We start from the raw sequence: 21,776 nt of genomic DNA on the forward strand, positions 1-21,776 counted from the left end.
GAAAGAAAAAAATGAATCAAGATTATATAAAACCCGATAATTGGTCGATCATTGAAGAAGGATTTGACGTAGAGAGCGTAAAATCATCTGAGAGTCTTTTCAGCATTGGTAACGGAGCGATGGGACAACGTGCAAATTTTGAAGAAAATTACACTGGTGAAACATTTCAAGGAAGTTATATTGCCGGAATATATTATCCTGACAAAACTAAAGTGGGCTGGTGGAAAAATGGATATCCGGAATATTTTGCCAAAGTTTTGAATGCTCCAAATTGGATTGGAATTGACATCGAAATCAACGGAGAAAATCTTGATTTGAATACGTGCTCGGAGGTTAAAAACTTTCGCCGTGAATTGAATATGAAAGAAGGTTGGTATCACCGTTCTTTTGAAGCAACTCTTAAAAACGGAACGGAGATTTCAGTAAATATCCGTCGTTTCCTTTCTATCGTTTTAGATGAAGTTGGAATCATTAATTATGAAATCACTCCTTTGAACAAGGATGCTAAAATAATTTACAAACCGTATATTGATGCAGGTGTAACCAATGAAGATGCGAACTGGGAAGAAAAATTCTGGAGACCATTGGAGGTGAAAAAATCAGAAAACGAAGCTTTTGTAACGGCGCAAACATTCAAAACGCATTTCAAAGTAACGACTTTTATGCAAAATAGCATTTTGGCTGATGATGAGAAATTAACTATTTTCCCTTCAAAAGTTGATGCTGTTAAGGACAAGATTCAATTCAGTTATGAAGTTAATGTGGCTCAAGGCCAAAAATCATCTATCCAAAAAATTGGTGGTTACACGGTTTCATTGAACCACGAAAATACTAGTAGTGCCGCCGAAAATATAATCCAAACTGCACTTGCAAAAGGATATGACCAAATGCTGCAAGATCAAATTGATGCTTGGGCAAAAATTTGGGAAATGTCAGATATCACGATTGATGGAGATGTAAAAGCACAACAAGGAATTCGTTTCAATATTTTTCAGTTAAACCAAACTTATTTAGGAAAAGATTCTCGTTTGAATATTGGACCAAAAGGCTTCACCGGAGAAAAATATGGCGGATCGACTTATTGGGATACCGAAGCGTATTGTATTCCGTTTTATATGGCTACGAAAGACCAGCAAGTTGCCCGAAACTTATTGACGTATCGATACAATCAACTGGACAAAGCTATTGAAAATGCTGCTAAATTAGGGTTTACTAATGGAGCGGCTTTGTATCCAATGGTGACCATGAATGGAGAAGAATGCCATAATGAATGGGAAATTACTTTTGAAGAAATTCATAGAAATGGAGCCATTGCTTTTGCCATTTTCAACTATTATAGATTTACCGGAGATTACAGTTATATTCCCGAAAAAGGATTGGAAGTACTAATCGGTATTGCTCGTTTCTGGCATCAAAGAGCTAATTTTTCAACTAATCTTGATAAATATGTTATCCTTGGCGTTACGGGACCAAACGAATACGAAAACAACGTAAACAATAATTTCTACACCAATTATATTGCCAAATGGTGTTTGGATTATACGTTTGAACAAATTCAAAAAGTGTCATTAGAATATCCTTCAGACCATAAAAGAATTACCGAAAAAGTAAAAATTTCGGATGCGGAACTGCAATCTTGGAAAAAAGTGGCTGACAATATGTACTTCCCTTATTCCGAAGAACATCAAGTTTACTTACAACAAGACGGATTCTTGGATAAAGAATTAGTTAAAGTTGCTGATTTGGACAAAAGCCAAAGACCAATTAACCAAAAATGGTCTTGGGATAGAATTTTACGTTCTCCTTACATCAAACAAGCGGACGTTTTACAGTGTTTTTATTTCTTTGAAGAACATTTCTCAAAAGAAGAATTACAACGGAATTTCGAATTTTACGAATCCTTTACGGTTCATGAAAGTTCACTTTCGCCTTGCGTGCATTCCATTCAAGCGGCCGTTTTAGACAAAATGGATATGGCTTACACTTTCTATTTGAGAACTTCTCGTTTAGATTTAGATGATTATAACAAAGAAGTGGAGGAAGGTTGTCACATAACTTCAATGGCAGGAACTTGGATGAGTATCGTAGAAGGTTTTGGCGGAATGAGAGTTAAAGAGGACAAACTTCATTTTTCTCCAAAAATTCCAAAAGAATGGACTGGTTATTCGTTTAAAATAAATTTCAGAAATCAAATTTTGAAAGTAGACATTAACCACAAGGAAACTTCATTTTCGATTGACGGCCAAGCTGATTTATCAATTGTCGTTAATGGCAAAACCGTATTGGTTTCTGCTAAAAAATCGGTTACCGTATAAACAACTTAATTGTTAGAACTTGTAGTTAATTCTATCACTTAAAAAAAGCCCTATGGCTAACCAGCAATCCCAATAATTATTGGGATTGTTTACTTAAAATAGGGTATCAAAACAAAAAAAGCTTCCATTTGATTGAAGTTGGCGAAAAATTTTAATACACTAAAATAGATTTCATAATGAATAAAATCATTCCTTTATCGTTACAAAATAAGAGCTTCTTAAAAAAAATAACCATCTTCCTTTTTTTTATGTCTTTAACCTTAAACGCTCAAATCGACAAAGTGGAACCGCCTTTTTGGTATGCAGGAATGCAAAATCCAGAACTGCAAATCATGTTTTATGGTAAAAACATAGCGCAATATCAAGTTGCAGTTTCTAATTCAATTGTTATTACTAACGTTACAAAAACTGAAAATCCCAACTATCTTTTTGTTACCATTAACACCAAAAAAGTTCCCGTTTCAGATTTAGTTTTCACATTTAAAAACAGCAAAAAAGAAAGTTTTACACAGAAATATTCTTTGAAGAAAAGAAGAGAAAATTCTGCTCAACGCAAAAGTTTTGACTCGTCAGACATGATGTATTTATTGATGCCCGATCGTTTTGCAAACGGAAATAGGAATAACGACTCAGAAGATGCGACCAAAGAGAAATACAACAGAGAATTACCGGGCGGAAGACACGGCGGTGATATTGAAGGTATCATAAAAAACTTGGATTACATTTCGGCATTAGGCGCCACCACTGTATGGAGTACACCGCTTTGCGAGGATAATGATGCCGCTTTTTCGTATCACACGTATGGCCAATCTGATGTGTATAAAATTGATCCCCGTTACGGAACTAATGAAGATTACGTACGACTGGCTTCTGAAATGCATAAAAAAAATATGAAATTGGTAATGGATTATGTAGTCAATCACTGGGGAATCGAACATTGGATGATGAAAGATTTACCTACTAATGGATGGATTAACCAATTTGAAAACTACACCCAAACCAATCATAAAAGAACGGTTATCCACGATACCCATGCTTCAAAAATTGACACAGAAACTTGTTTAAACGGATGGTTTGCAACTTCAATGCCTGATTTAAATTTAGCGAACCCTTTAACTTTAAAATACCTGATTCAAAATGCGATTTGGTGGATTGAATATGCTGATTTGGATGGATTCAGAGTCGACACTTATAATTATTCTGATCCAAAAGGAATTGCAAAATGGACAAAATCCATAACCGACGAATATCCAAATTTTAATATTGTTGGGGAAGTTTGGATGCAAAGTCAGGCGCAAATGGCATATTGGCAAAAAGACAGTAAAATAAGCCAAATTCAAAATTACAATTCCTATTTGCCAAGTGTCATGGATTTTACTTTATACGAAGCAACGACAAAAGTTTTTAACGAAGATGACGGTTCCTGGGACAAAGGAATAATAAAATTGTATGACAATTTCACCAATGATTTTCTATATCCAAATAGCAATAATCTGTTGGTTTTTGTCGAAAATCACGATACCAATCGATTCAATCAGACCTACGGAAACGACATCAGAAAATACAAAATGGCAATGACTTTGTTGGCAACGGTTCGCGGCATTCCACAATTGTATTACGGAAGCGAAATAGGCATGATTGGCGATAAAAACAAAGGTGATGCGGATATTCGCCAAGATTTTCCAGGCGGTTGGGAAGGCGATCAGAACAATGCTTTCATCAAAGAAGGAAGAACTCTGGGGCAAAGTGAATATTTTGATTTCACTGCCAAGTTATTCAATTGGAGAAAAACCAAATCAGTAGTACATTTTGGAAAAATGACCCATTACATTCCGGAGAACAATGTTTATGTTTATTTTAGATACAATACCAATGAAACGGTTATGGTTTTAATAAACAACAGTAAGGAAACCCATAAAATAAACACACATCGTTTTAAAGAAAATATCAAAAATTTTAAAACCGGAAAGGATGTAATTTCGGAATTAACATTTGATGTTACCAACGAAATTACCCTTGAACCAAAATCAGTTTTAATTTTAGAGTTGAAATAAAAAAATATAAAATGAAAAAATATTCAATCCCGTTTTTACTGGCAGCAATGGCAATTTTCACGAGTTGTACCACTACAAAAACTATGACAGAAAGCAACAAAAATACTAGCAAAACTCCCTTTGTGTGGGAAGGTGCAAACGTATACTTTTTAATGACAGACCGTTTTAACAACGGAGATACATCAAATGATCTTACATTCAACCGAACAAAAAAAACAGGTAAACTACGTGGTTTTGAAGGGGGTGATATCAAAGGAATTGCTAAAAAAATAGACGAAGGTTACTTTGATAAATTGGGAATAAATGCGATTTGGTTTACACCAATTGTCGAACAAATTCACGATGGTGTCGATGAAGGAACGGGTTTGAGTTATGGTTTTCATGGCTATTGGGCAAGAGATTGGTCGAACTTGGACCCTAACTTTGGAACAAAAGAAGACTTAAAAGCATTAGTCGAAAAAGCACATGCTCATGGAATTAGAATAATCCTTGACGGCGTAATAAATCATACCGGACCGGTTACCGCTGAAGATACAGTTTGGCCGAATGACTGGGTAAGAACAGGACCAAACTGTGATTATAAGAATTATAAAAACACCACTTCATGCACATTAGTAGCCAATCTTCCGGATGTAAAAACGGAAAGCATGGAAAATGTAGCGCTACCTCCTTTTTTAATCGAAAAATGGAAAAAAGAAGGACGTTACGAACAAGAAACTAAAGAACTGGACGCGTTTTTTGCCCGTACCGGTTATCCTAGAGCACCCAAATATTACATCATCAAATGGTTGACTGATTATATTGCCGATTATGGAATTGACGGTTACCGAGGCGATACCGTGAAACACACGGACGAAACCGTTTGGGCCGATTTCAAGACACAATGTAATTATGCTTTCACAAATTGGAAGAAAAACAATCCGACAAAAGTGTTAGATAATAATGCGTTTTACACGATTGCCGAAGTGTACAATTATGGTGTCAGTGGCGGACAAAATTTTGATTTTGGAGATAAAAAAGTCAATTATTATCAAAATGGTTTCAATAACATGATCAATTTTGAATTCAAATGGGATGCTCAAAAAGACTATGAATTTATATTTTCCAAATATTCCAATATTTTAAATGGCGAATTGAAAGGATATAGCGTTTTAAATTATTTATCCTCGCATGATGACGGAGGCCCTTTTGATGCCAAACGTACCAAAAGCAAAGAAGCCGGAACAAAACTTTTACTTTCACCCGGATTATCTCAAGTGTATTATGGTGATGAAAGCGCGCGTTCTTTAGTAGTTGAAGGTACTCAAGGCGATGCCACTTTGCGTTCGTTCATGAATTGGGACGAAATTAAATCAAATCCGGAAACACAAAAAACACTTTTGCACTGGCAAAAATTAGGACAATTCAGAAAAAATCATCCCGCTGTTGGAGCAGGAATTCACAAAGAAATTTCGGCTCAACCGTATACTTTTAGCAGAACATTTACAAAAGGAGATTTCATAGATAAAGTTGTAGTAGGACTTGATATGCCATTAGGTCAAAAAATAATTACTGTTGGATCTATTTTCAAAGATGGAACAAAAGTAAAAGATGCCTATTCCGGAAAAGAAACTACGGTTTTGAATGGGAAAGCTAATATCGATTCTGAATTTGATATTGTTTTATTAGAATTGAAAAAATAATTTTAACCCGTCGGATATAATTAATAAAAAATTCAATCTAATAAATAAAAATTCAACCACATAGAAACATAGAAGAAAGAGTGTTATAGCCCAATTCTTGGATTCACATAGTATGGTTTTCTCTAAAAAAGTGAAATGCCTTTCAAAATATCAAAATCTATGTTTCTATGTGGTTAAAAAAATAAAACAAATTGAATTATACCAAACAGATTAATTTTTAAAAATAATTTTATCCAAACGTCTTTAGAAATAAAGGCGTTTTTTTTATGTTTACCTTTACCAAAAATAAATAGCAATGCTCAAAATCGGACATCGTGGCGCAAAAGGATATGAACCGGAGAACACCTTACTTTCTTTCCAAAAAGCATTGAACATGCAAGTGGACGGAATAGAACTGGACGTACATTTGAGCGCTGATGGGGAATTGATGGTTATTCATGACGAAACAATTGACCGAACGACCAACGGAATTGGTTTTGTAAATCAGCTATCTTTGCGCGAATTGAAACAAGTTCGAATTATAAACGAACAAGAGATTCCTACGCTCCAAGAAGTATTTGACTTAGTAAACCAACACTGTTTTATCAATATTGAATTAAAAAATTACGATACAGCAACCAAAGTAGTGAAGTTAATTGAGAAGTATGTTTCGAAAAAAAATTGGCGTTACGACCATTTTTTAGTTTCCAGTTTCGATTGGAATGCGCTTCAACAAGTTCGGTTTTTAAATGACAAAATCCAGATTGGCGTTTTAACTGAAACCGATTTAGATTTGGCTTTGGCTTTCGCCAAATTCATACAGGCAAAATCCATTCACCCTCATTTTCATTTATTGACTAAAGAAAACACGGCGAAAATACAGGAAAAAGGAATTCAGGTTTTCCCTTGGACCATCAATGAAATAGAAGACATTCAAAAAATAATAGCATTTAAAGTAAACGGAATCATCACTGATTTCCCAAATAGAATATGAACCAGATTTTCGTCATTACTAGTACAGTTTTTTACAAATAAGATTTTATTTTTAAACCATTAAGGGAGTTAAGTCAATTAAGTAAAGAGGTAAATAGTTCAGTTTATGACAAAAAAAGAAGTAACTCAATTATCCTATGAAATTATTGGATATGCCATAAAAGTTCACAAAAAACTAGGGCCGGGTTTATTGGAAAAAATTTATGAAGAATGCTTAAAATATGAGCTAGAAAAAAATGGGTACAATGTTAAGCAACAATTTAATATAGAAATCGATTACTATGATTTAGAATTAGCGCATCCATTACGATTGGATTTATTAGTAAATGATTGTATTATTGTTGAGTTAAAAACAGTTGAAAAATTTCACCCAATCGATGAAGCCAAACTATTAACCTACATGAAACTATTAAGTATTCCCCAAGGATTACTTATTAATTTTAATACTACAAACATAACAAAATCCTCAAAACCTTTGATAAATGAATATTTTTCGAGGCTTGCTGATGACTAAACTTAATAAATCTTAACTCACTTAATTGTTTAAAAAAATGAAACGAAACTATAATATTATTAGTCCCGTTTTTCCAAGTAGCGTTTAATTTTAAACCATGAAGTGAATTAAGTAACAAGGTAAATAGTCATGTTTATGACAAAAAAGAAGATTGCTTATTAATTTAACACACCCAGCATAACAAAATCCTCAAAACCTTTGATAAATGAATATTTTTCAAGGCTAGCTGATGACTAAACTTAATAAATCTTAACTCACTTCATGGTTTAAAAAAAATGAACCAGAATTATAATATTCTTAGTCCCGTTTTTCCAAATAAGGTTTAATATTATACCATGAAGTGAATTAAGTAACCAGGTAAATAGTCGAGTTTATGACAAAAAAGAAGATTGCTTATTAATTTAAAACACCCAACATAACAAATTCCTCAAGACCTTTGATAAATGAATATTTTTTGAGGTTAGATGATGACTAAACTTAATAAATCTTAACTCCCTTAATGGTTTGAAAAAATGAATCAAAATTTCGATATAATAATAGTAGGCGGCGGCGCGGCAGGATTTTTTACGGCAATCAATATTGTGGAGAAAAACCCGAAATTGAAAGTAGCTATTTTGGAACGTGGCGCAGAAGTGCTCCAGAAAGTTCGTATTTCTGGTGGCGGAAGATGCAACGTGACGCACGCTTGTTTTGAACCAAACGAATTGGTTAAATTTTATCCGCGTGGCGAAAAAGAATTGCGTGGACCTTTTCATCAATTTTGCTCTGGCGATACGATTGAATGGTTTGAGAAACATGGTGTGGAACTCAAAATTGAAGCTGACGGACGTATGTTTCCAGTTTCGAATTCCTCACAAACCATCATTGATTGTTTTCTACAAGCGACTCAAAAACTGGGAATCGCAGTGCTTACTGGACAAAGCGTGCAATCTATTTTCAATCCTGAAGTTTCCGGTGAAAATCTCTGGAAAATCGAAACCCAAACTGAAAATTACCTCACCGAAAAACTGATTCTAGCTACAGGAAGCAATCCTAAAATCTGGGAAATGCTACAGACTTTTGGACATGCAGTTGTCAGTCCGGTACCTTCCCTATTTACCTTTAACATCAAAGATGCACGAATAAAAGAATTACCCGGAGTTGCTGCAAGGGTTACTGTAAAAGTAAAAGATACCAAACTTACTTCAACGGGACCTTTATTGATTACACATTGGGGAATGAGCGGCCCTGCAGTACTAAAATTATCGGCTTGGGGAGCGCGAATCCTGCATGACAAAAATTATCAATTTACCATTTTTGTGAATTGGTTAAATGATGTTGAAAACGATGAAGCCGAAAAAATCTTGAAAGATTTAAAACAAGAACACGCCAAAAAAGCGGTTTCCAAAAAATCACCTTTTGATTTTCCGAATCGCTTGTGGGAAAGTTTAGTCCTCGCTTCGGGAATTGAAGTGGAAACCAAATGGGCAGATTTGTCAAAACTCCAATTACAAAACCTGACCAATCAGTTGACGAATGGAACTTTTCAAGTTAACGGAAAAAGCACGTTTAAAGAAGAATTTGTGACTGCCGGAGGAATCGATTTAAAGGAAATCAACTTCAAAACAATGGAAAGCAAGCTCCACAAAAACCTATATTTCGCTGGAGAAATCGTCAATATCGATGCGATTACCGGTGGGTTTAACTTTCAAAATGCATGGACAAGTGGCTTTATTGTGGCTAACAGCATTTAATTAAAAACCTTGAATTAATTAACAAGACTTTACGGCTTTTCTAAGTTTTTCTTAAGACTAATCTGATAACTTTACCTCTAGCTTATTAGAAATCTATGAAAATAAAACTACTCAGTACTCTGCTCTTATTAACTTGCCAATTAGGTTTCTGTCAAACCGAAAAAACACTAAAAGGAAAAATCTATTTTGAAAATAGTATTGTTCCTGATGTGGAAGTCATAAATGCAAACACCAAAAAACTGACCGTTTCAGATGGGAATGGTAATTTTTCCATTGTAGCTAAAGCAAAAGATTTACTTGTATTTATTTCTAAAAAATATGAACTACAAAAAATTTTATTAGAAAAAGAGACTCTAGACAAAGCTTTTTTTTCTGTTTTTCTAAGCCTAAAACCAGAACAATTAAAAGAAGTTGTGGTTACAAAAATGCCTTCTTTACAATTAAGTAAAGATAAAAATTGGGAACAAGGAAAGCTAGACAAATTAGCTTTAGAGAAAGCAGTAAGAACCCCAAAAATACTTGGCATGAACAATGGAACTATTGAAAATGGAATGGATTTTATGCGAATTGGTGGGATGATTTTAGGACTATTCAAAAAAGAAAAAGAAGAAGTCAAAAAACAAGTTCCTCAAATTGAATTTACAGCATTAGCAAGAAACACCTGTGATCAAAAATTTTATCTTCAAACTTTAAAATTAAAACCAGAGGAAATAGCCCTTTTTCTTCAATTTTGTGATGCTGACCCAAAATCGAGATTACTAGTAGAGAACAGCAATATCTTATCGATGATGGATTTTTTATCAACCAAGAATATTGAATTTAAGAAGCTATAAGACTTTGAAAACAATTTAGTTTTCTCATACAAGACAAACTGATCACTGCTACTGCAAACTGCCAACTATCTATTAAGCCACCAAATACTTCCGTTTAAAACGGCTGCAAAACTTACCCAAGCCAAATACGGAATGAACAAATAGCCCGCAATTCTATTGATTTTAGAAAACTGGATATAGGTTTCATAAATCATTAACCACAATACGATGATTTCTAAACCGGCAAGCATTGGGTTGTGTAATCCAAAGAACAAATAGGACCACAAGGCATTTAAAGCCAATTGTATCGCAAATAAAACCAACGCTTTTTTTACGATTTCTTTTTCAAATTCTATTCGGTTCCAGACCAATCCTGCCGCAACACCCATCATAATATAAAGCATGCTCCAAACGGGTCTAAAAATCCAATTAGGTGGATTAAAACTTGGTTTTATCAAAGTGGGATACCACGTTGTTATTGCAGAACGTGTAACCATTCCGGATAAATAACCAATCGCAACACAAGTTACAACCATCGTTAAAATTCGAGTAATCTTCGTCATAATTCTATTTTCTAATGTGGGCCAAATTTAATCAAAACTTTAGTACAATTCAATAAATAAACAAATCGCAGGATAAACCAAAAAAAGTATCTTTGCGTAAATTTTTAAGTTCATGATTTCAGCAAACGATTTTATTCCATCAAAATATACACATTCCATTGAAAAGGGAAGTTTCCAATGGAGCGCACCTAGTAATATTGCCCTAGTGAAATATTGGGGGAAAAAGAATAACCAAATTCCAGCCAATCCTTCGGTGAGTTTTACGTTGAATAATTGCAAAACGATTACCAAACTGGCTTTTGCCATAAAACAAAACGATGGTGAATTCTCTTTCGATTTGCTTTTTGAAGGAAAACCAAAAGAAGATTTTAAACCGAAAATTCAGAAATTTTTGGAACGAATAGAAATCTATTTGCCTTTTTTGAAGGACTATCATTTTACGATTGACACGGAAAATACGTTTCCGCACAGTTCTGGAATTGCTTCTTCGGCATCAGGAATGGCGGCTTTAGCGATGAACTTGATGAGTTTAGAAAAAGCGTTGAACCCAGAAATGACCGACGACTATTTTTTTCAAAAAGCATCTATGTTAGCTCGTTTAGGTTCCGGCAGTGCTTGTCGCAGCGTAAAAGGACAAGTGGTAGTTTGGGGAAATCACACGAATATTCAGGGAAGTTCGGATTTATTTGGAGTGGAATTTCCAAATGCTATTCACGCTAATTTCAAGAATTACCAAGATACGATTCTGCTGGTTGACAAAGGCGAAAAACAAGTTTCTAGCACCATTGGCCATGATTTGATGCACGACCATCCTTTTGCCGAAAGGCGATTTGCGCAAGCGCACGAAAACTTGGACAAACTAATTACCATATTCGAAAATGGAAATTTAGACGAATTCATTAAAATTGTGGAAAGTGAAGCTTTGACTTTACATGCCATGATGATGACTTCAATGCCTTATTTTATATTAATGAAACCGAACACATTAGAGATCATTAATGCCATTTGGAAATTTAGAAATGACACTAAAATCCCTGTTTGCTTTACACTGGATGCTGGTGCAAATGTGCATGTTTTGTATCCAAATACGGATAAACCAAAAGTATTACAATTTATTCAGGACGAATTAGTTGGCTATTGTCAAAATGGTCAGTACATTTGTGATCAAATTGGAAGTGGCGCTGTTGAGAATTGAATAATTTTCAATACCTTTATTTCTAAATAGTTAAAATTATGGACATTCAATCAGAGAAATTAGAATTGATAAAAATGTTATTAGAAACTGATGACAAAACTATAATAGAAGCTATAAAAAACATCTTCAAGTCTGAAAAAAAAGAAGTTTGGGAGAAATTATCGCCTGAACAACAAGAAGAAATCAATATAGTAATACAAAAAGAAAATCGCGGTGATATTGTCGATTTTTAACATTATTCAAAACCAAATTATCAATCCCAAATTGCTAATTACCTACCTAATATGAAAGGACCTTTATTTTATTCTAAAATATTACTCTTTGGAGAATACGGAATTATTCGTGACTCAAAGGGGTTGTCTATTCCTTATAACTTTTACAACGGCGCCCTTAAAAAAGACGAAAATCCTTCTGCTGAAGCTATAAAATCTAACGGGAATCTAAAACGTTTTGTTACCTATTTGGAAACTTTACAAAGCGAACATCCTAGTTTAGTTACTTTTGATTTAGCGACTTTAAACAGTGATGTTGCTACAGGAATGTATTTTGACTCCAGTATTCCGCAAGGATATGGTGTAGGAAGCAGTGGCGCATTAGTTGCCGCTATCTATGATAAATATGCTCACAATAAAATCACGGTTCTGGAGAATTTAACACGTGAAAAGTTATTACAGTTAAAAAATATATTTTCTCAAATGGAGAGTTTTTTCCACGGAAAAAGTTCTGGTTTGGATCCTTTAAACAGTTATTTGAGTATTCCAATTCTGATTAATTCTAACGATAATATTGAAGCAACCGGAATTCCAACACAAAGTTTTGACGGGAAAGGCGCTGTATTCTTGTTAGATTCAGGGATTGTAGGCGAAACTGCTCCGATGGTTAATATTTTTATGGAAAACCTGAAAGACAAAGGTTTCCGTGCCATGCTTAAAAATCAGTTTGTAAAACATACGGATGCTTGTGTAGAAAACTTCCTTGGTGGCGACATGATTTCATTGTTCATGAATACCAAAAAATTATCAAAAGTAGTTTTGAATCATTTCAAACCAATGATTCCTGAGCAATTTCATGGGATTTGGCAAAAAGGAATTGACACGAACGATTATTATTTGAAATTATGTGGTTCTGGCGGTGGCGGTTATATTCTTGGTTTCACTGAGGATTTAGAACGCGCCAAATTATCTCTGAAAGATTATAAACTAGAAGTAGTTTATCAGTTTTAAAACTTTAAACCCAAACCTTAAACTCGAATAATCATAATGTTAAGTAGGCAGCACAAACTTTTATTGATGAAAATTATAAGTTTGTTCTCTGTCGTTCGAGGGTACAACATTCCAATTATTATTTTGGCGCAGTATCTTTCAGCGATATTTATTTTGGCGCCAGAGATAAGGGCCTTGGATATACTACTGGATTTCAATTTATTCTTAATTGTATTTGCATCTTCTTTAACTATTGCTTCCGGTTACATCATTAATAATTTTTACGACAGCAAAAAAGATTTAATCAATCGACCAAATAAGTCTATGCTTGATAGATTAGTGAGCCAGAAGACCAAACTGACAGTTTACTTTTCGCTTAATTTTATTGCGGCATTAATGTCGATGTTTGTTTCATGGCGTGCTTTTCTATTTATTTCTGTTTACATATTTTCAGTTTGGTTCTATTCCCATAAAATAAAAAAATACCCAATAATCGGCAATTTGACGGCGGCTTTGCTGGCTGTTATTCCTTTTTTTGCCATCCTGCTTTATTATTATACAAAAATTTCATTTAGCGATATTGAGACTTATAAAAATCAGTTTGCTGTAATTTTTGCCCATGCCACTTTTTTATTTTTATTGCTGCTTGTTCGGGAGATGATTAAGGATTTAGAGAATTTAAAAGGAGATTTGGCCAACGATTATAAAACAATCCCTATTATATACGGTGAATCCATTTCGAAGAAAGTGATTACGATTTTGACCATTTCAACCATTTTTCCCGTTTATATTTTGATTGAAATTTACGATGTAGGGTATATGGATATTTATTTTTACTCTTGTCTTATCATCTTAATTTTCTTCTTGTTGTATTTATCGAAATCCAATACAAAAGCACAATTTCTATTGCTTCATAATGTTTTAAAATTCATTATTGTAGCTGGTGTATTTTGTATTGTACTGATCAATCCAAGTGTGTTATGGCATGGAAAGAGATTATTGTTGATGGTTTAGGTTTTTCTTCTAAAAATCATAAAAAAGGTTGAAAATAGTTTCATCAAAAAATCTCCTACTTTCTCCATTTGGTTAGCCCCGATTAAAACGGCATCCTTTTTCTTTTTTCCTTTAAAAAGAAAAAGATACAGTGGAAAGCGGGAAATAGCTACAAAAAACCAAACCAACACTCCTTAATCAGCTTATTAATTAGATAGTTAGCGTTTTCTAATTGTCAAAAATCGTTTGTCAAGTATATAAATACTATCTTTGCGCAAATTATTGGAATATTATGAATAACAAGGAGGGCAATAATAAGAAAAGTGGACCTAGAGCAAATAGCTCAAGACCCAGTTCGAATAAGCCAAAACCTGCCATGCAGAAGCGCGCTCAAGGGCCAAAAAAAGTTAAAGTAAATACTAAAGTTGCCGAAGTTGCTACTGATAAAGTAGAGAAAAAACCAAATCAGGCTCCGAAGAGACCAAAAGTAAAAGACGAAATTCGTTTAAATAAATATATTGCTAATTCAGGTGCGTGCTCGCGTCGTGATGCAGATATTTACATTCAATCCGGGACTGTAAAAGTAAACGGAATTCCTGTTACCGAAATGGGATATATGGTAAAACCGGGTGATGTAGTGAATTTTGACGGATCAACTTTGACACCGGAGAAAAAAGTTTACATCTTACTGAACAAACCAAAAAACTTTACGACTGCCATGGACGAAGGTCAGGAATATCGTAATGTAATGGAATTAGTTAAAGGTTCTACTACTGCAAAAATTGGTGCTGTAGGAAGAATGGATAAAAATACAACTGGTTTGTTATTGTTCACAAACGATACGGATATGATCCGTAAGTTTACTTTACCAAGTCAAAAATCATCTAAAATATACCAAGTTTCACTGGATAAAAACTTGAAATTTGAAGATTTAGAGAAAATCAACAAAGGTTTAACGCTTGACGGACACCGCGTTTTTGTGGAAGATGTAAGTTATATTGATGGTGAAGCGAAAAGTGAAATTGGATTGCAATTAAGATCGTCTAACGTAAAAGTGGTTCGAAATATTTTTGAACATTTTAGTTATGATGTTTTAAGAATTGACAGGGTTTCTTTTGCTGGATTGACAAAGAAAAATTTACCGAGAGGGAATTGGAGATTGTTAACGGAGCAAGAAATTATCAACTTGAAGAACGTTTAATATTTCTTTGAAATTATATATTAAATCCCATTCCACTTCACGTGAAATGGGATTTTTTTAATTAAAAATACAAACTACCACCATGACACCAGAAAAATTACAATCAATTGCTTTTAAATGGTTTGAAACTTTTAACAACAAAGAATTAGAAAAACTATTGTCATTATATGACGATGATGCCGTGCATTTTAGTCCAAAACTAAAAATCCATAAGCCCGAAACAAATGGATTTGTTGCGGGAAAACAAGCCTTACGAGACTGGTGGAAAGATGCTTTTGAACGATTACCAACTTTAAACTACAAAGTGACTTCGCTTACCGCAAATGGCGATCGCGTTTTTATGGAATACATAAGAACCGTGGACGGAGAGGCTGAAATGCTTGTTGCCGAAGTACTTGATATCAAAGAAAATAAGATAATTGCTTCCCGAGTATATCACGGTTAAAATTCCTTTTTTTTAATTCTTTTTTAATAGATTGGAGAAAAATAAAACTTCAAAATCCCATTTGGTTTAGAACAAATGGGATTTTTTTATACGCTGGATTCAAGTTAAAAACCATCTACTTTTAAATATCCATTTTTACTCGTAAATTAGCAGACATTGATTAACAATCAATCTCCATAAAAACAATGCGACAATTTCGATACAAAATACTTGTTTTCATATTTTTCTTTGCTTTGAGTTGCCAACAAAATTCTCAAAAGAAAACAGTTGTTAAAACTGTTAAACAAAGCCCGACTGTAATTTCTAATTCGGACTCTCTAACGATTGACTTAGTCGCTTTACAAAAGCAAGGCAAATTTCAACAGACAAGTATAATAACTGTTTATGATGACCCTGTGTACCACAGCACCAAGCATTACAATACAGTTCCTTTACCAGAATTATTAAAAACCTATACCTCTATAAAAAACTTAAAGGCGGACCAGTATCAGATAATTTTTGAATGTGAAGATGGATATAAACCGATGATGTCTTTGAAAAAATTTATTTCGGCTAAATCGTTTATTGCAGTTAGTGACGTGGATGCACCAGAAGGGAAATTATGGGCGGAAATTATTAAAGACGGACATCGAATGAAAGCCGCGCCTTTCTATTTAATTTACCAAGGGATATCGACAAAAGACACTGATTTCAAATGGCCCTATAACCTTATCAAAATCCATCTTGTCGCTAACAGTCAAAATGTTTCATTATTATTTCCAAAAGAAGACAAAAAAGCTCAAATAGGATTTGAATTATTCGAAAAAAACTGCGTCACTTGTCACGCCATAAATAAAATTGGTGGAAATATGGGACCGGAATTAAATTACCCTAAAAGTGTCACCGAATATTGGGACAAAAAACAATTAAAAGACTTCATTAAGAATCCGGCCTCTTTTAGAAACGGGGTTAAAATGCCCACTTTACCGAATCTAAAAGAGAAAGAAATCGATGATATTATTTACTACTTAAATTACATGGCTGATCATAAACTAAAAAATGAAAATTGAAATTCAAAAATAGTGCATTACTAAAAATTTAGAATAAAAAAGACTCTAAAGTATTACAAAATTAATCACCTCAAATCCATTTATTATAGATAAATTAGCTACAACTATTTAATAATCAACTAATATGAAAAAATTAACCGCTATTCTTATTACAATCACTTGTTCGTTTTTACTGGTCAATTGCAAATCCGACAACAAAAAAGAAGATTTTACCGCTTTGACAAAAAATTATTTTGACGACAAAAATGTGCTAGACCCATTGGGTGCAACTCAAAATGGTCAAAACGAATATAACGATCAGTTACAATTTGATATGACGGATGGATATCGAAATTCTCAAGCCGCATTTTTTGATAAATATCAAAAAGCAATTCAAACTATTGACACTACCAAGTTATCCGAAGAAGAAAAAAATAGCTATCAAATCATAAAATGGTAAGTTGAAATAGGCAAAAACATGCTAAAATATCCCACCAACTTAATGCCATTTAATCAAATGTATGGAACACAACTGACTATAGGGCAATTTGCGGGAGGCTCTAGTGCTCAACCATTCAAAACTGAAAAAGATTATACTAATTTCTTAAAAAGAATCGATAAATATGCTGTTTGGATAGATTCGGCAATGGTCTATATGAAAAAAGGGATGGCTAAAGGAGTTGTTATGCCAAAAGCTCTGACCCTAAAAATAATTCCACAATTCGCAGAAATGCCAACCGCAAAAATAGAAGATAATCTTTTTTATTCGTCTATAAAATTGATGCCAGCTTCTTTTTCAGATGGAGTTAAAAAAGATTTGACGGCAAAATACACGGCAGAAATCAACAACAAATTGATTCCTCAATACAAAAAAATGGCGGAATTCTTGACCAAGGAATATCTTCCTGCATCAAGAACAACTAGCGGAATAGGGAGTTTGCCTTTTGGAAAAGAATTATACGCTACTTATGCAAAACAAATGACGACTACTGAAATGACTCCTGAACAAATCCATGAATTAGGACTTAAGGAAGTTGCGCGTATAAAAATAGAAATGGAAAAAGTAAAAAACCAAGTTGGCTTTAAAGGTTCACTACAAGAATTTTTCGTCGAAGTAAGAAATAAAAAAGAACTAAAACCTTTCAAAAGACCACAAGAAGTAATTGCAAATTTCCAAAGCATTTATGAAAGAATAAAACCAAACGTAAATAAATTATTTTCGTTACAACCCCAAACAAAATTTGAAATTAGAAGAACCGAAGCTTTTAGAGAAAAATCAGCCTCTGCAGAATACAATCAAGGCTCAGCCGATGGAACGCGCCCCGGAATTTTTTATGTACCTATTCCTGATGTGCTAAATTATAATGTCTATGCCGCAGAAGATCTATTCTTACACGAAGCCATTCCTGGCCATCATTTCCAAATTTCGCTGCAACAAGAAAATAAATCATTGCCTGATTTTAGAAAATTCAATTTTTTTAGCGCTTATGGCGAAGGCTGGGCTTTATACACAGAAAGTTTAGGAAAAGAACTGGGTTTATACCAAGATCCGTATCAATATTTTGGGATGTTAGGTAATGAAATCCACCGTGCTATCCGTTTAGTAGTTGACACAGGATTACATAGCAAAGGATGGACGAGAGAACAAGCTATCAAATACTCATTGGAAAATGAAGCCGAAAATGAGGCAAGTATCACAACGTCCATAGAGCGCTATATGGCGATTCCGGGACAAGCTTTATCATATAAAATTGGCCAATTGAAGATTATGGAACTTCGCAAGAAAGCGGAGAATAAAATGGGAGCCAAATTTGATATTAAGAAATTCCATGAAAAAGTATTAGAATCTGGCAATATGCCACTGACATTATTAGAAAAAAAGATTAATGCTTGGATAGACGAGAAATAATTTCCAGTCATTTGTATCAAAAAAGCTTTCGCCGCGGCGGAAGCTTTTCTGCTTTAAAACTACTCCACAAAAAGGCAAACTATATTTTCAAGAATGTTTTACTAATTTTATTTAATTTGGAATTTCTTACAGATTGTTTGTAAGAATTTATACAACTAATCAACCACGTTTTATTTCTATTCTCAAAGTAAGAAAATTATACCATTTATAATTAATTTAGTGTATTTCATCGATTAAATTTGGCACTTTAGCGACTATATTTGTAAATTTGCTCAACAATTGAAAGAATTGTACTATCTAAATATTTCAAAAAAAGAATATTGTAATCGTAGCTTTCACATAAAAAATATTGCAAACCTAAAACCATAAATCATGAAAGATTTAACATTAATATTAGTCTTCTTCGTTGTCTTGTATGTGGGGCTAACATGCTCCTAAATTAAAAACAACCATCGAAATACCGGTAAACAAATTAACATTATGTTTTATGATTTGTATTGGTCGTGTCTGTAAGAAATTCAAAATTTGAAGAAAAGCTAGAAGACGAATAATTTAGAATATTAATTATATTGTTTTTCTATTTTTTACTATAAACATTCCGAATAGCTTTTGCCTTTAGATAATATAAGTGTCGCTATCTTTTATATTAACTCAGTAATTTATAAAAACGTAAACCCAGACTTGCTCTGGTTTTTTTATACTCAAATTTTGAGTAATCCCAGAAACCAAATAGTATAAAATAAAAAAAGCTTCTCGATTGAGAAGCTTTTTTTGTGCGGATAATAGGACTCGAACCTACACGCCTTGCGGCACCAGATCCTAAGTCTGGCATGTCTACCAATTTCACCATATCCGCGCAATTGTGGGTGCAAATATAAACATATCTTCCAACTTTCAAAGCAATTTATTGAAAAAATATTTATTCTATTTTTTGTACTTTTGAAACTATAAAATTTAAATCCATGGAAAATATAAAATCGTATGTTCAACAACATAAAGATCGTTTCATTACCGAATTAATCGAATTATTAAAAATCCCATCCGTTAGTGCTGACACGGCTTATTCTCAAGATGTTATCGATTCGGCCGCAGCTGTAAAAGCCAGTCTGGAAAAAGCAGGATGCGATTTTGTTGAAATTTGCGATACTCCGGGATATCCAATTGTGTATGGTGAAAAAATTATTGATCCAACCTTGCCTACGGTGTTAGTTTACGGTCATTATGACGTTCAACCTGCAGATCCAATCGAACTTTGGACTTCTCCACCATTCGAACCTGTCATTAAAAAAACAGATATTCATCCCGAAGGCGCCATTTTTGCTCGCGGTGCTTGTGATGATAAAGGCCAAATGTACATGCATGTAAAAGCATTAGAATATATGGTCCAAAGCAATACCTTGCCTTGCAACGTAAAATTCATGATTGAAGGCGAAGAAGAAGTGGGTTCTAAGAGTTTGAGTTGGTTTGTGGAACGCAACCAAGAAAAGCTGAAAAACGATGTGATTTTAATTTCTGACACCGGAATGATTTCAAATCAACAACCATCCATCACTACAGGATTACGTGGATTAAGTTATGTAGAAGTAGAAGTTACGGGACCAAACCGTGATTTACATTCTGGACTATATGGCGGAGCCGTTGCCAATCCGATAAATGTTCTGGCAAAAATGATTGCTTCGCTTCACGACGAAGACAATCACATTACCATTCCTGGCTTTTATGATAATGTTCAAGAATTATCTCTTGAAGAAAGAGCCGAAATGGCAAAAGCCCCTTTCAAATTAGAAGACTATAAAAAAGCACTAGAGTTAAACGATATTTATGGTGAAAAAGGCTATTTAACCAACGAAAGAAACTCCATACGTCCAACACTTGATGTCAATGGAATTTGGGGTGGATACACTGGAGAAGGTGCTAAAACAGTTATTGCAAGCAAAGCTTTCGCTAAAATTTCGATGCGTTTAGTTCCAAATCAAGATTGGGAACAAATCACCGAATTATTCACTAAACATTTCCTCAGTATTGCTCCTGCAGGCGTTACCGTAAAAGTAAAACCGCATCACGGCGGACAAGGTTACGTGACTCCAATTGACAGCATTGGATACAAAGCGGCGAACATGGCCTATACAGAAACCTTTGGTGTGCCTGCCATTCCTGTTCGTTCAGGGGGAAGTATTCCTATTGTTGCCTTATTCGAAAAAGAACTGAAAAGTAAAACTATTTTGATGGGATTTGGTTTGGATAGCGATGCGATTCACTCGCCAAATGAACATTTCGGAATTTTCAATTATTTGAAAGGAATCGAAACTATCCCATTGTTTTATAAATATTTCGTAGAACTTTCGAAATAATATTTCTCATTCCGTCCGTTCGAGTTTTTTTGAGAAGAGCAACGGAACAAAAAAGTATCGAGAACCCTTTTCAAAATAAATAATCCGTTCCTTCTACATAGAGTGAACGGATTTTTTTTGGGCGTTACCTCGTTTCAGAAATATCTCGTTCAATAAAAACTTCTGTTTAGAAACAAGGTCGGGCTATTCGCTCTATCTTTTGTTCCAATTTTATTTGCTTCGCTAGCCCTTTCTATTGTCACAAAAGGATGCCGCTGCTATCCCTAACGCGCTAACTAAGAAATAAATACTTCCAAATCAAAATCTTTAAAAAAAATTTGTTTTTTAAAGATTTTGCTCTACATTTGTAGAACAATGTTTTAATTTGTAGAATATGAAAATGCAAAATCTTTATAAAATTGTCCTCCTTATAATATGTATAAGCCTAACTAGCTGTAAAGTCAATCAAACTAAAAATGGATTCAAAACGGGTAAATGGATTCAAACGAAAAAATTCATGAATATCGAATCCACTGCAACAGGAAGATACAAAAAAGGAAATAAGATTGGAACTTGGAAAGAGTTCATGAGCGATAGATTACTTTCAAAAGAAAAATATAAAAAAAACAGTTGCCATATAATCAAATATCACAATACTGGACAAATTCAACAAATAGGTGTTTCAAACAAAGCCATGATAAATTCAAAGATAGAATGGCTACCCACAGGAGAATGGAAATTTTATGACTCCGAAGGGATTTTACTCGGAACCAAGATCTATGAAAAAGGTATACCAATTCAAGAAATTTATACAAAATAAAAAAAATA

At 33.9% G+C, this 21,776-nt stretch carries 19 protein-coding genes and 1 tRNA gene; 18 read left to right on the forward strand and 2 right to left on the reverse strand.

Features of this window, described 5'->3' with window-relative positions; genetic code table 11:
* Window positions 1-11 precede the first annotated feature (11 nt).
* The 7 genes from H4V97_RS08465 to H4V97_RS08495 all read left to right on the forward strand — a co-directional run bounded on the left by H4V97_RS08465 (window position 12) and on the right by H4V97_RS08495 (window position 10,103).
* A complete protein-coding gene (locus tag H4V97_RS08465; RefSeq protein WP_209549459.1) occupies window positions 12-2,315 on the forward strand; it encodes a glycoside hydrolase family 65 protein in 2,304 nt (767 codons plus the stop codon).
* Between the two features lie 176 nt (window positions 2,316-2,491).
* Window positions 2,492-4,369, forward strand: coding sequence for a glycoside hydrolase family 13 protein (locus H4V97_RS08470; protein WP_209549460.1), 1,878 nt, complete (start codon window positions 2,492-2,494; stop codon window positions 4,367-4,369).
* Between the two features lie 11 nt (window positions 4,370-4,380).
* Window positions 4,381-6,051 (forward strand): alpha-amylase family glycosyl hydrolase, encoded by a 1,671-nt coding sequence (locus H4V97_RS08475; RefSeq protein ID WP_209549461.1) that lies wholly within the window; start codon window positions 4,381-4,383, stop codon window positions 6,049-6,051.
* A 295-nt stretch (window positions 6,052-6,346) separates the two neighbouring features.
* Window positions 6,347-7,024, forward strand: a complete 678-nt coding sequence (locus tag H4V97_RS08480) for a glycerophosphodiester phosphodiesterase (protein WP_209549462.1) — start codon at window positions 6,347-6,349, stop codon at window positions 7,022-7,024.
* A 105-nt stretch (window positions 7,025-7,129) separates the two neighbouring features.
* Window positions 7,130-7,537 carry a GxxExxY protein gene (locus H4V97_RS08485; RefSeq protein ID WP_209549463.1) on the forward strand — a complete coding sequence of 136 codons (408 nt, stop codon included), beginning with the start codon at window positions 7,130-7,132 and terminating at the stop codon, window positions 7,535-7,537.
* Window positions 7,538-8,049: 512 nt separating this feature from the next.
* The gene (locus H4V97_RS08490; protein WP_196848902.1) at window positions 8,050-9,270 is read left to right on the forward strand and encodes an NAD(P)/FAD-dependent oxidoreductase; all 1,221 of its coding nucleotides are present in this window, start codon (window positions 8,050-8,052) and stop codon (window positions 9,268-9,270) included.
* 95 nt (window positions 9,271-9,365) lie between these two features.
* Window positions 9,366-10,103, forward strand: coding sequence for a hypothetical protein (locus H4V97_RS08495; protein ID WP_196848901.1), 738 nt, complete (start codon window positions 9,366-9,368; stop codon window positions 10,101-10,103).
* Window positions 10,104-10,168: 65 nt separating this feature from the next.
* Here H4V97_RS08495 and H4V97_RS08500 read toward each other — a convergent pair whose 3' ends face one another.
* On the reverse strand, window positions 10,169-10,645 hold the full coding sequence (locus H4V97_RS08500) for a TspO/MBR family protein (RefSeq protein WP_196848900.1): 477 nt from the start codon (window positions 10,643-10,645) through the stop codon (window positions 10,169-10,171).
* Between the two features lie 112 nt (window positions 10,646-10,757).
* Between H4V97_RS08500 and H4V97_RS08505 the strand changes: the two genes are divergently transcribed.
* The 9 genes from H4V97_RS08505 (at window position 10,758) to H4V97_RS08540 (ending at window position 18,618) form a co-directional block, all read left to right on the forward strand.
* On the forward strand, window positions 10,758-11,840 hold the full coding sequence (locus tag H4V97_RS08505) for a diphosphomevalonate/mevalonate 3,5-bisphosphate decarboxylase family protein (protein WP_196848899.1): 1,083 nt from the start codon (window positions 10,758-10,760) through the stop codon (window positions 11,838-11,840).
* A 38-nt stretch (window positions 11,841-11,878) separates the two neighbouring features.
* A complete protein-coding gene (locus H4V97_RS08510) occupies window positions 11,879-12,073 on the forward strand; it encodes a hypothetical protein (RefSeq protein ID WP_196848898.1) in 195 nt (64 codons plus the stop codon).
* Between the two features lie 51 nt (window positions 12,074-12,124).
* Entirely contained in the window at window positions 12,125-13,063 is a 939-nt protein-coding gene (locus H4V97_RS08515; RefSeq protein ID WP_196848897.1) for a mevalonate kinase, read from the forward strand.
* Window positions 13,064-13,099: 36 nt separating this feature from the next.
* The gene (locus H4V97_RS08520) at window positions 13,100-14,056 is read left to right on the forward strand and encodes a geranylgeranylglycerol-phosphate geranylgeranyltransferase (RefSeq protein WP_196848896.1); all 957 of its coding nucleotides are present in this window, start codon (window positions 13,100-13,102) and stop codon (window positions 14,054-14,056) included.
* Window positions 14,057-14,327: 271 nt separating this feature from the next.
* Window positions 14,328-15,236 (forward strand): pseudouridine synthase, encoded by a 909-nt coding sequence (locus H4V97_RS08525; RefSeq protein WP_196848895.1) that lies wholly within the window; start codon window positions 14,328-14,330, stop codon window positions 15,234-15,236.
* Between the two features lie 82 nt (window positions 15,237-15,318).
* Window positions 15,319-15,681 carry a nuclear transport factor 2 family protein gene (locus H4V97_RS08530; protein ID WP_196848894.1) on the forward strand — a complete coding sequence of 121 codons (363 nt, stop codon included), beginning with the start codon at window positions 15,319-15,321 and terminating at the stop codon, window positions 15,679-15,681.
* Between the two features lie 185 nt (window positions 15,682-15,866).
* On the forward strand, window positions 15,867-16,730 hold the full coding sequence (locus tag H4V97_RS08535; RefSeq protein WP_196848893.1) for a c-type cytochrome: 864 nt from the start codon (window positions 15,867-15,869) through the stop codon (window positions 16,728-16,730).
* A 124-nt stretch (window positions 16,731-16,854) separates the two neighbouring features.
* A complete protein-coding gene (locus tag H4V97_RS15975) occupies window positions 16,855-17,169 on the forward strand; it encodes a hypothetical protein (RefSeq protein WP_317196495.1) in 315 nt (104 codons plus the stop codon).
* 18 nt (window positions 17,170-17,187) lie between these two features.
* The gene (locus tag H4V97_RS08540; protein WP_317192083.1) at window positions 17,188-18,618 is read left to right on the forward strand and encodes a DUF885 domain-containing protein; all 1,431 of its coding nucleotides are present in this window, start codon (window positions 17,188-17,190) and stop codon (window positions 18,616-18,618) included.
* Between the two features lie 774 nt (window positions 18,619-19,392).
* Here the strand turns inward: H4V97_RS08540 and H4V97_RS08545 are convergent.
* Window positions 19,393-19,474: transfer RNA gene (locus tag H4V97_RS08545), tRNA-Leu, on the reverse strand.
* A gap of 106 nt (window positions 19,475-19,580) precedes the next feature.
* Between H4V97_RS08545 and H4V97_RS08550 the strand changes: the two genes are divergently transcribed.
* Complete coding sequence (locus H4V97_RS08550; protein WP_196848880.1) at window positions 19,581-20,969, forward strand: dipeptidase; 1,389 nt, start codon at window positions 19,581-19,583, stop codon at window positions 20,967-20,969.
* 496 nt (window positions 20,970-21,465) lie between these two features.
* Window positions 21,466-21,768 (forward strand): hypothetical protein, encoded by a 303-nt coding sequence (locus H4V97_RS08555; protein ID WP_196848879.1) that lies wholly within the window; start codon window positions 21,466-21,468, stop codon window positions 21,766-21,768.
* Window positions 21,769-21,776 lie beyond the last annotated feature (8 nt).

The organism is Flavobacterium sp. CG_23.5 (genome assembly GCF_017875765.1).
Taxonomy (GTDB): Bacteria; Bacteroidota; Bacteroidia; order Flavobacteriales; family Flavobacteriaceae; genus Flavobacterium.

What these genes read in the sequence shown, in the direction of transcription:
- H4V97_RS08550 (WP_196848880.1), top strand. Translation starts at nt 19,581, where the DNA reads ATGGAAAATATAAAATCGTATGTTCAACAACATAAAGATCGTTTCATT.
- H4V97_RS08470 (WP_209549460.1), top strand. Translation starts at nt 2,492, where the DNA reads ATGAATAAAATCATTCCTTTATCGTTACAAAATAAGAGCTTCTTAAAA.
- H4V97_RS08525 (WP_196848895.1), top strand. Translation starts at nt 14,328, where the DNA reads ATGAATAACAAGGAGGGCAATAATAAGAAAAGTGGACCTAGAGCAAAT.
- H4V97_RS08495 (WP_196848901.1), top strand. Translation starts at nt 9,366, where the DNA reads ATGAAAATAAAACTACTCAGTACTCTGCTCTTATTAACTTGCCAATTA.
- H4V97_RS08510 (WP_196848898.1), top strand. Translation starts at nt 11,879, where the DNA reads ATGGACATTCAATCAGAGAAATTAGAATTGATAAAAATGTTATTAGAA.
- H4V97_RS08555 (WP_196848879.1), top strand. Translation starts at nt 21,466, where the DNA reads ATGAATATCGAATCCACTGCAACAGGAAGATACAAAAAAGGAAATAAG.
- H4V97_RS08480 (WP_209549462.1), top strand. Translation starts at nt 6,347, where the DNA reads ATGCTCAAAATCGGACATCGTGGCGCAAAAGGATATGAACCGGAGAAC.
- H4V97_RS08500 (WP_196848900.1), bottom strand. Translation starts at nt 10,645, where the DNA reads ATGACGAAGATTACTCGAATTTTAACGATGGTTGTAACTTGTGTTGCG.
- H4V97_RS08475 (WP_209549461.1), top strand. Translation starts at nt 4,381, where the DNA reads ATGAAAAAATATTCAATCCCGTTTTTACTGGCAGCAATGGCAATTTTC.
- H4V97_RS08515 (WP_196848897.1), top strand. Translation starts at nt 12,125, where the DNA reads ATGAAAGGACCTTTATTTTATTCTAAAATATTACTCTTTGGAGAATAC.
- H4V97_RS08520 (WP_196848896.1), top strand. Translation starts at nt 13,100, where the DNA reads ATGTTAAGTAGGCAGCACAAACTTTTATTGATGAAAATTATAAGTTTG.
- H4V97_RS08465 (WP_209549459.1), top strand. Translation starts at nt 12, where the DNA reads ATGAATCAAGATTATATAAAACCCGATAATTGGTCGATCATTGAAGAA.
- H4V97_RS08485 (WP_209549463.1), top strand. Translation starts at nt 7,130, where the DNA reads ATGACAAAAAAAGAAGTAACTCAATTATCCTATGAAATTATTGGATAT.
- H4V97_RS08535 (WP_196848893.1), top strand. Translation starts at nt 15,867, where the DNA reads ATGCGACAATTTCGATACAAAATACTTGTTTTCATATTTTTCTTTGCT.
- H4V97_RS08505 (WP_196848899.1), top strand. Translation starts at nt 10,758, where the DNA reads ATGATTTCAGCAAACGATTTTATTCCATCAAAATATACACATTCCATT.
- H4V97_RS08490 (WP_196848902.1), top strand. Translation starts at nt 8,050, where the DNA reads ATGAATCAAAATTTCGATATAATAATAGTAGGCGGCGGCGCGGCAGGA.
- H4V97_RS15975 (WP_317196495.1), top strand. Translation starts at nt 16,855, where the DNA reads ATGAAAAAATTAACCGCTATTCTTATTACAATCACTTGTTCGTTTTTA.
- H4V97_RS08530 (WP_196848894.1), top strand. Translation starts at nt 15,319, where the DNA reads ATGACACCAGAAAAATTACAATCAATTGCTTTTAAATGGTTTGAAACT.
- H4V97_RS08540 (WP_317192083.1), top strand. Translation starts at nt 17,188, where the DNA reads ATGCTAAAATATCCCACCAACTTAATGCCATTTAATCAAATGTATGGA.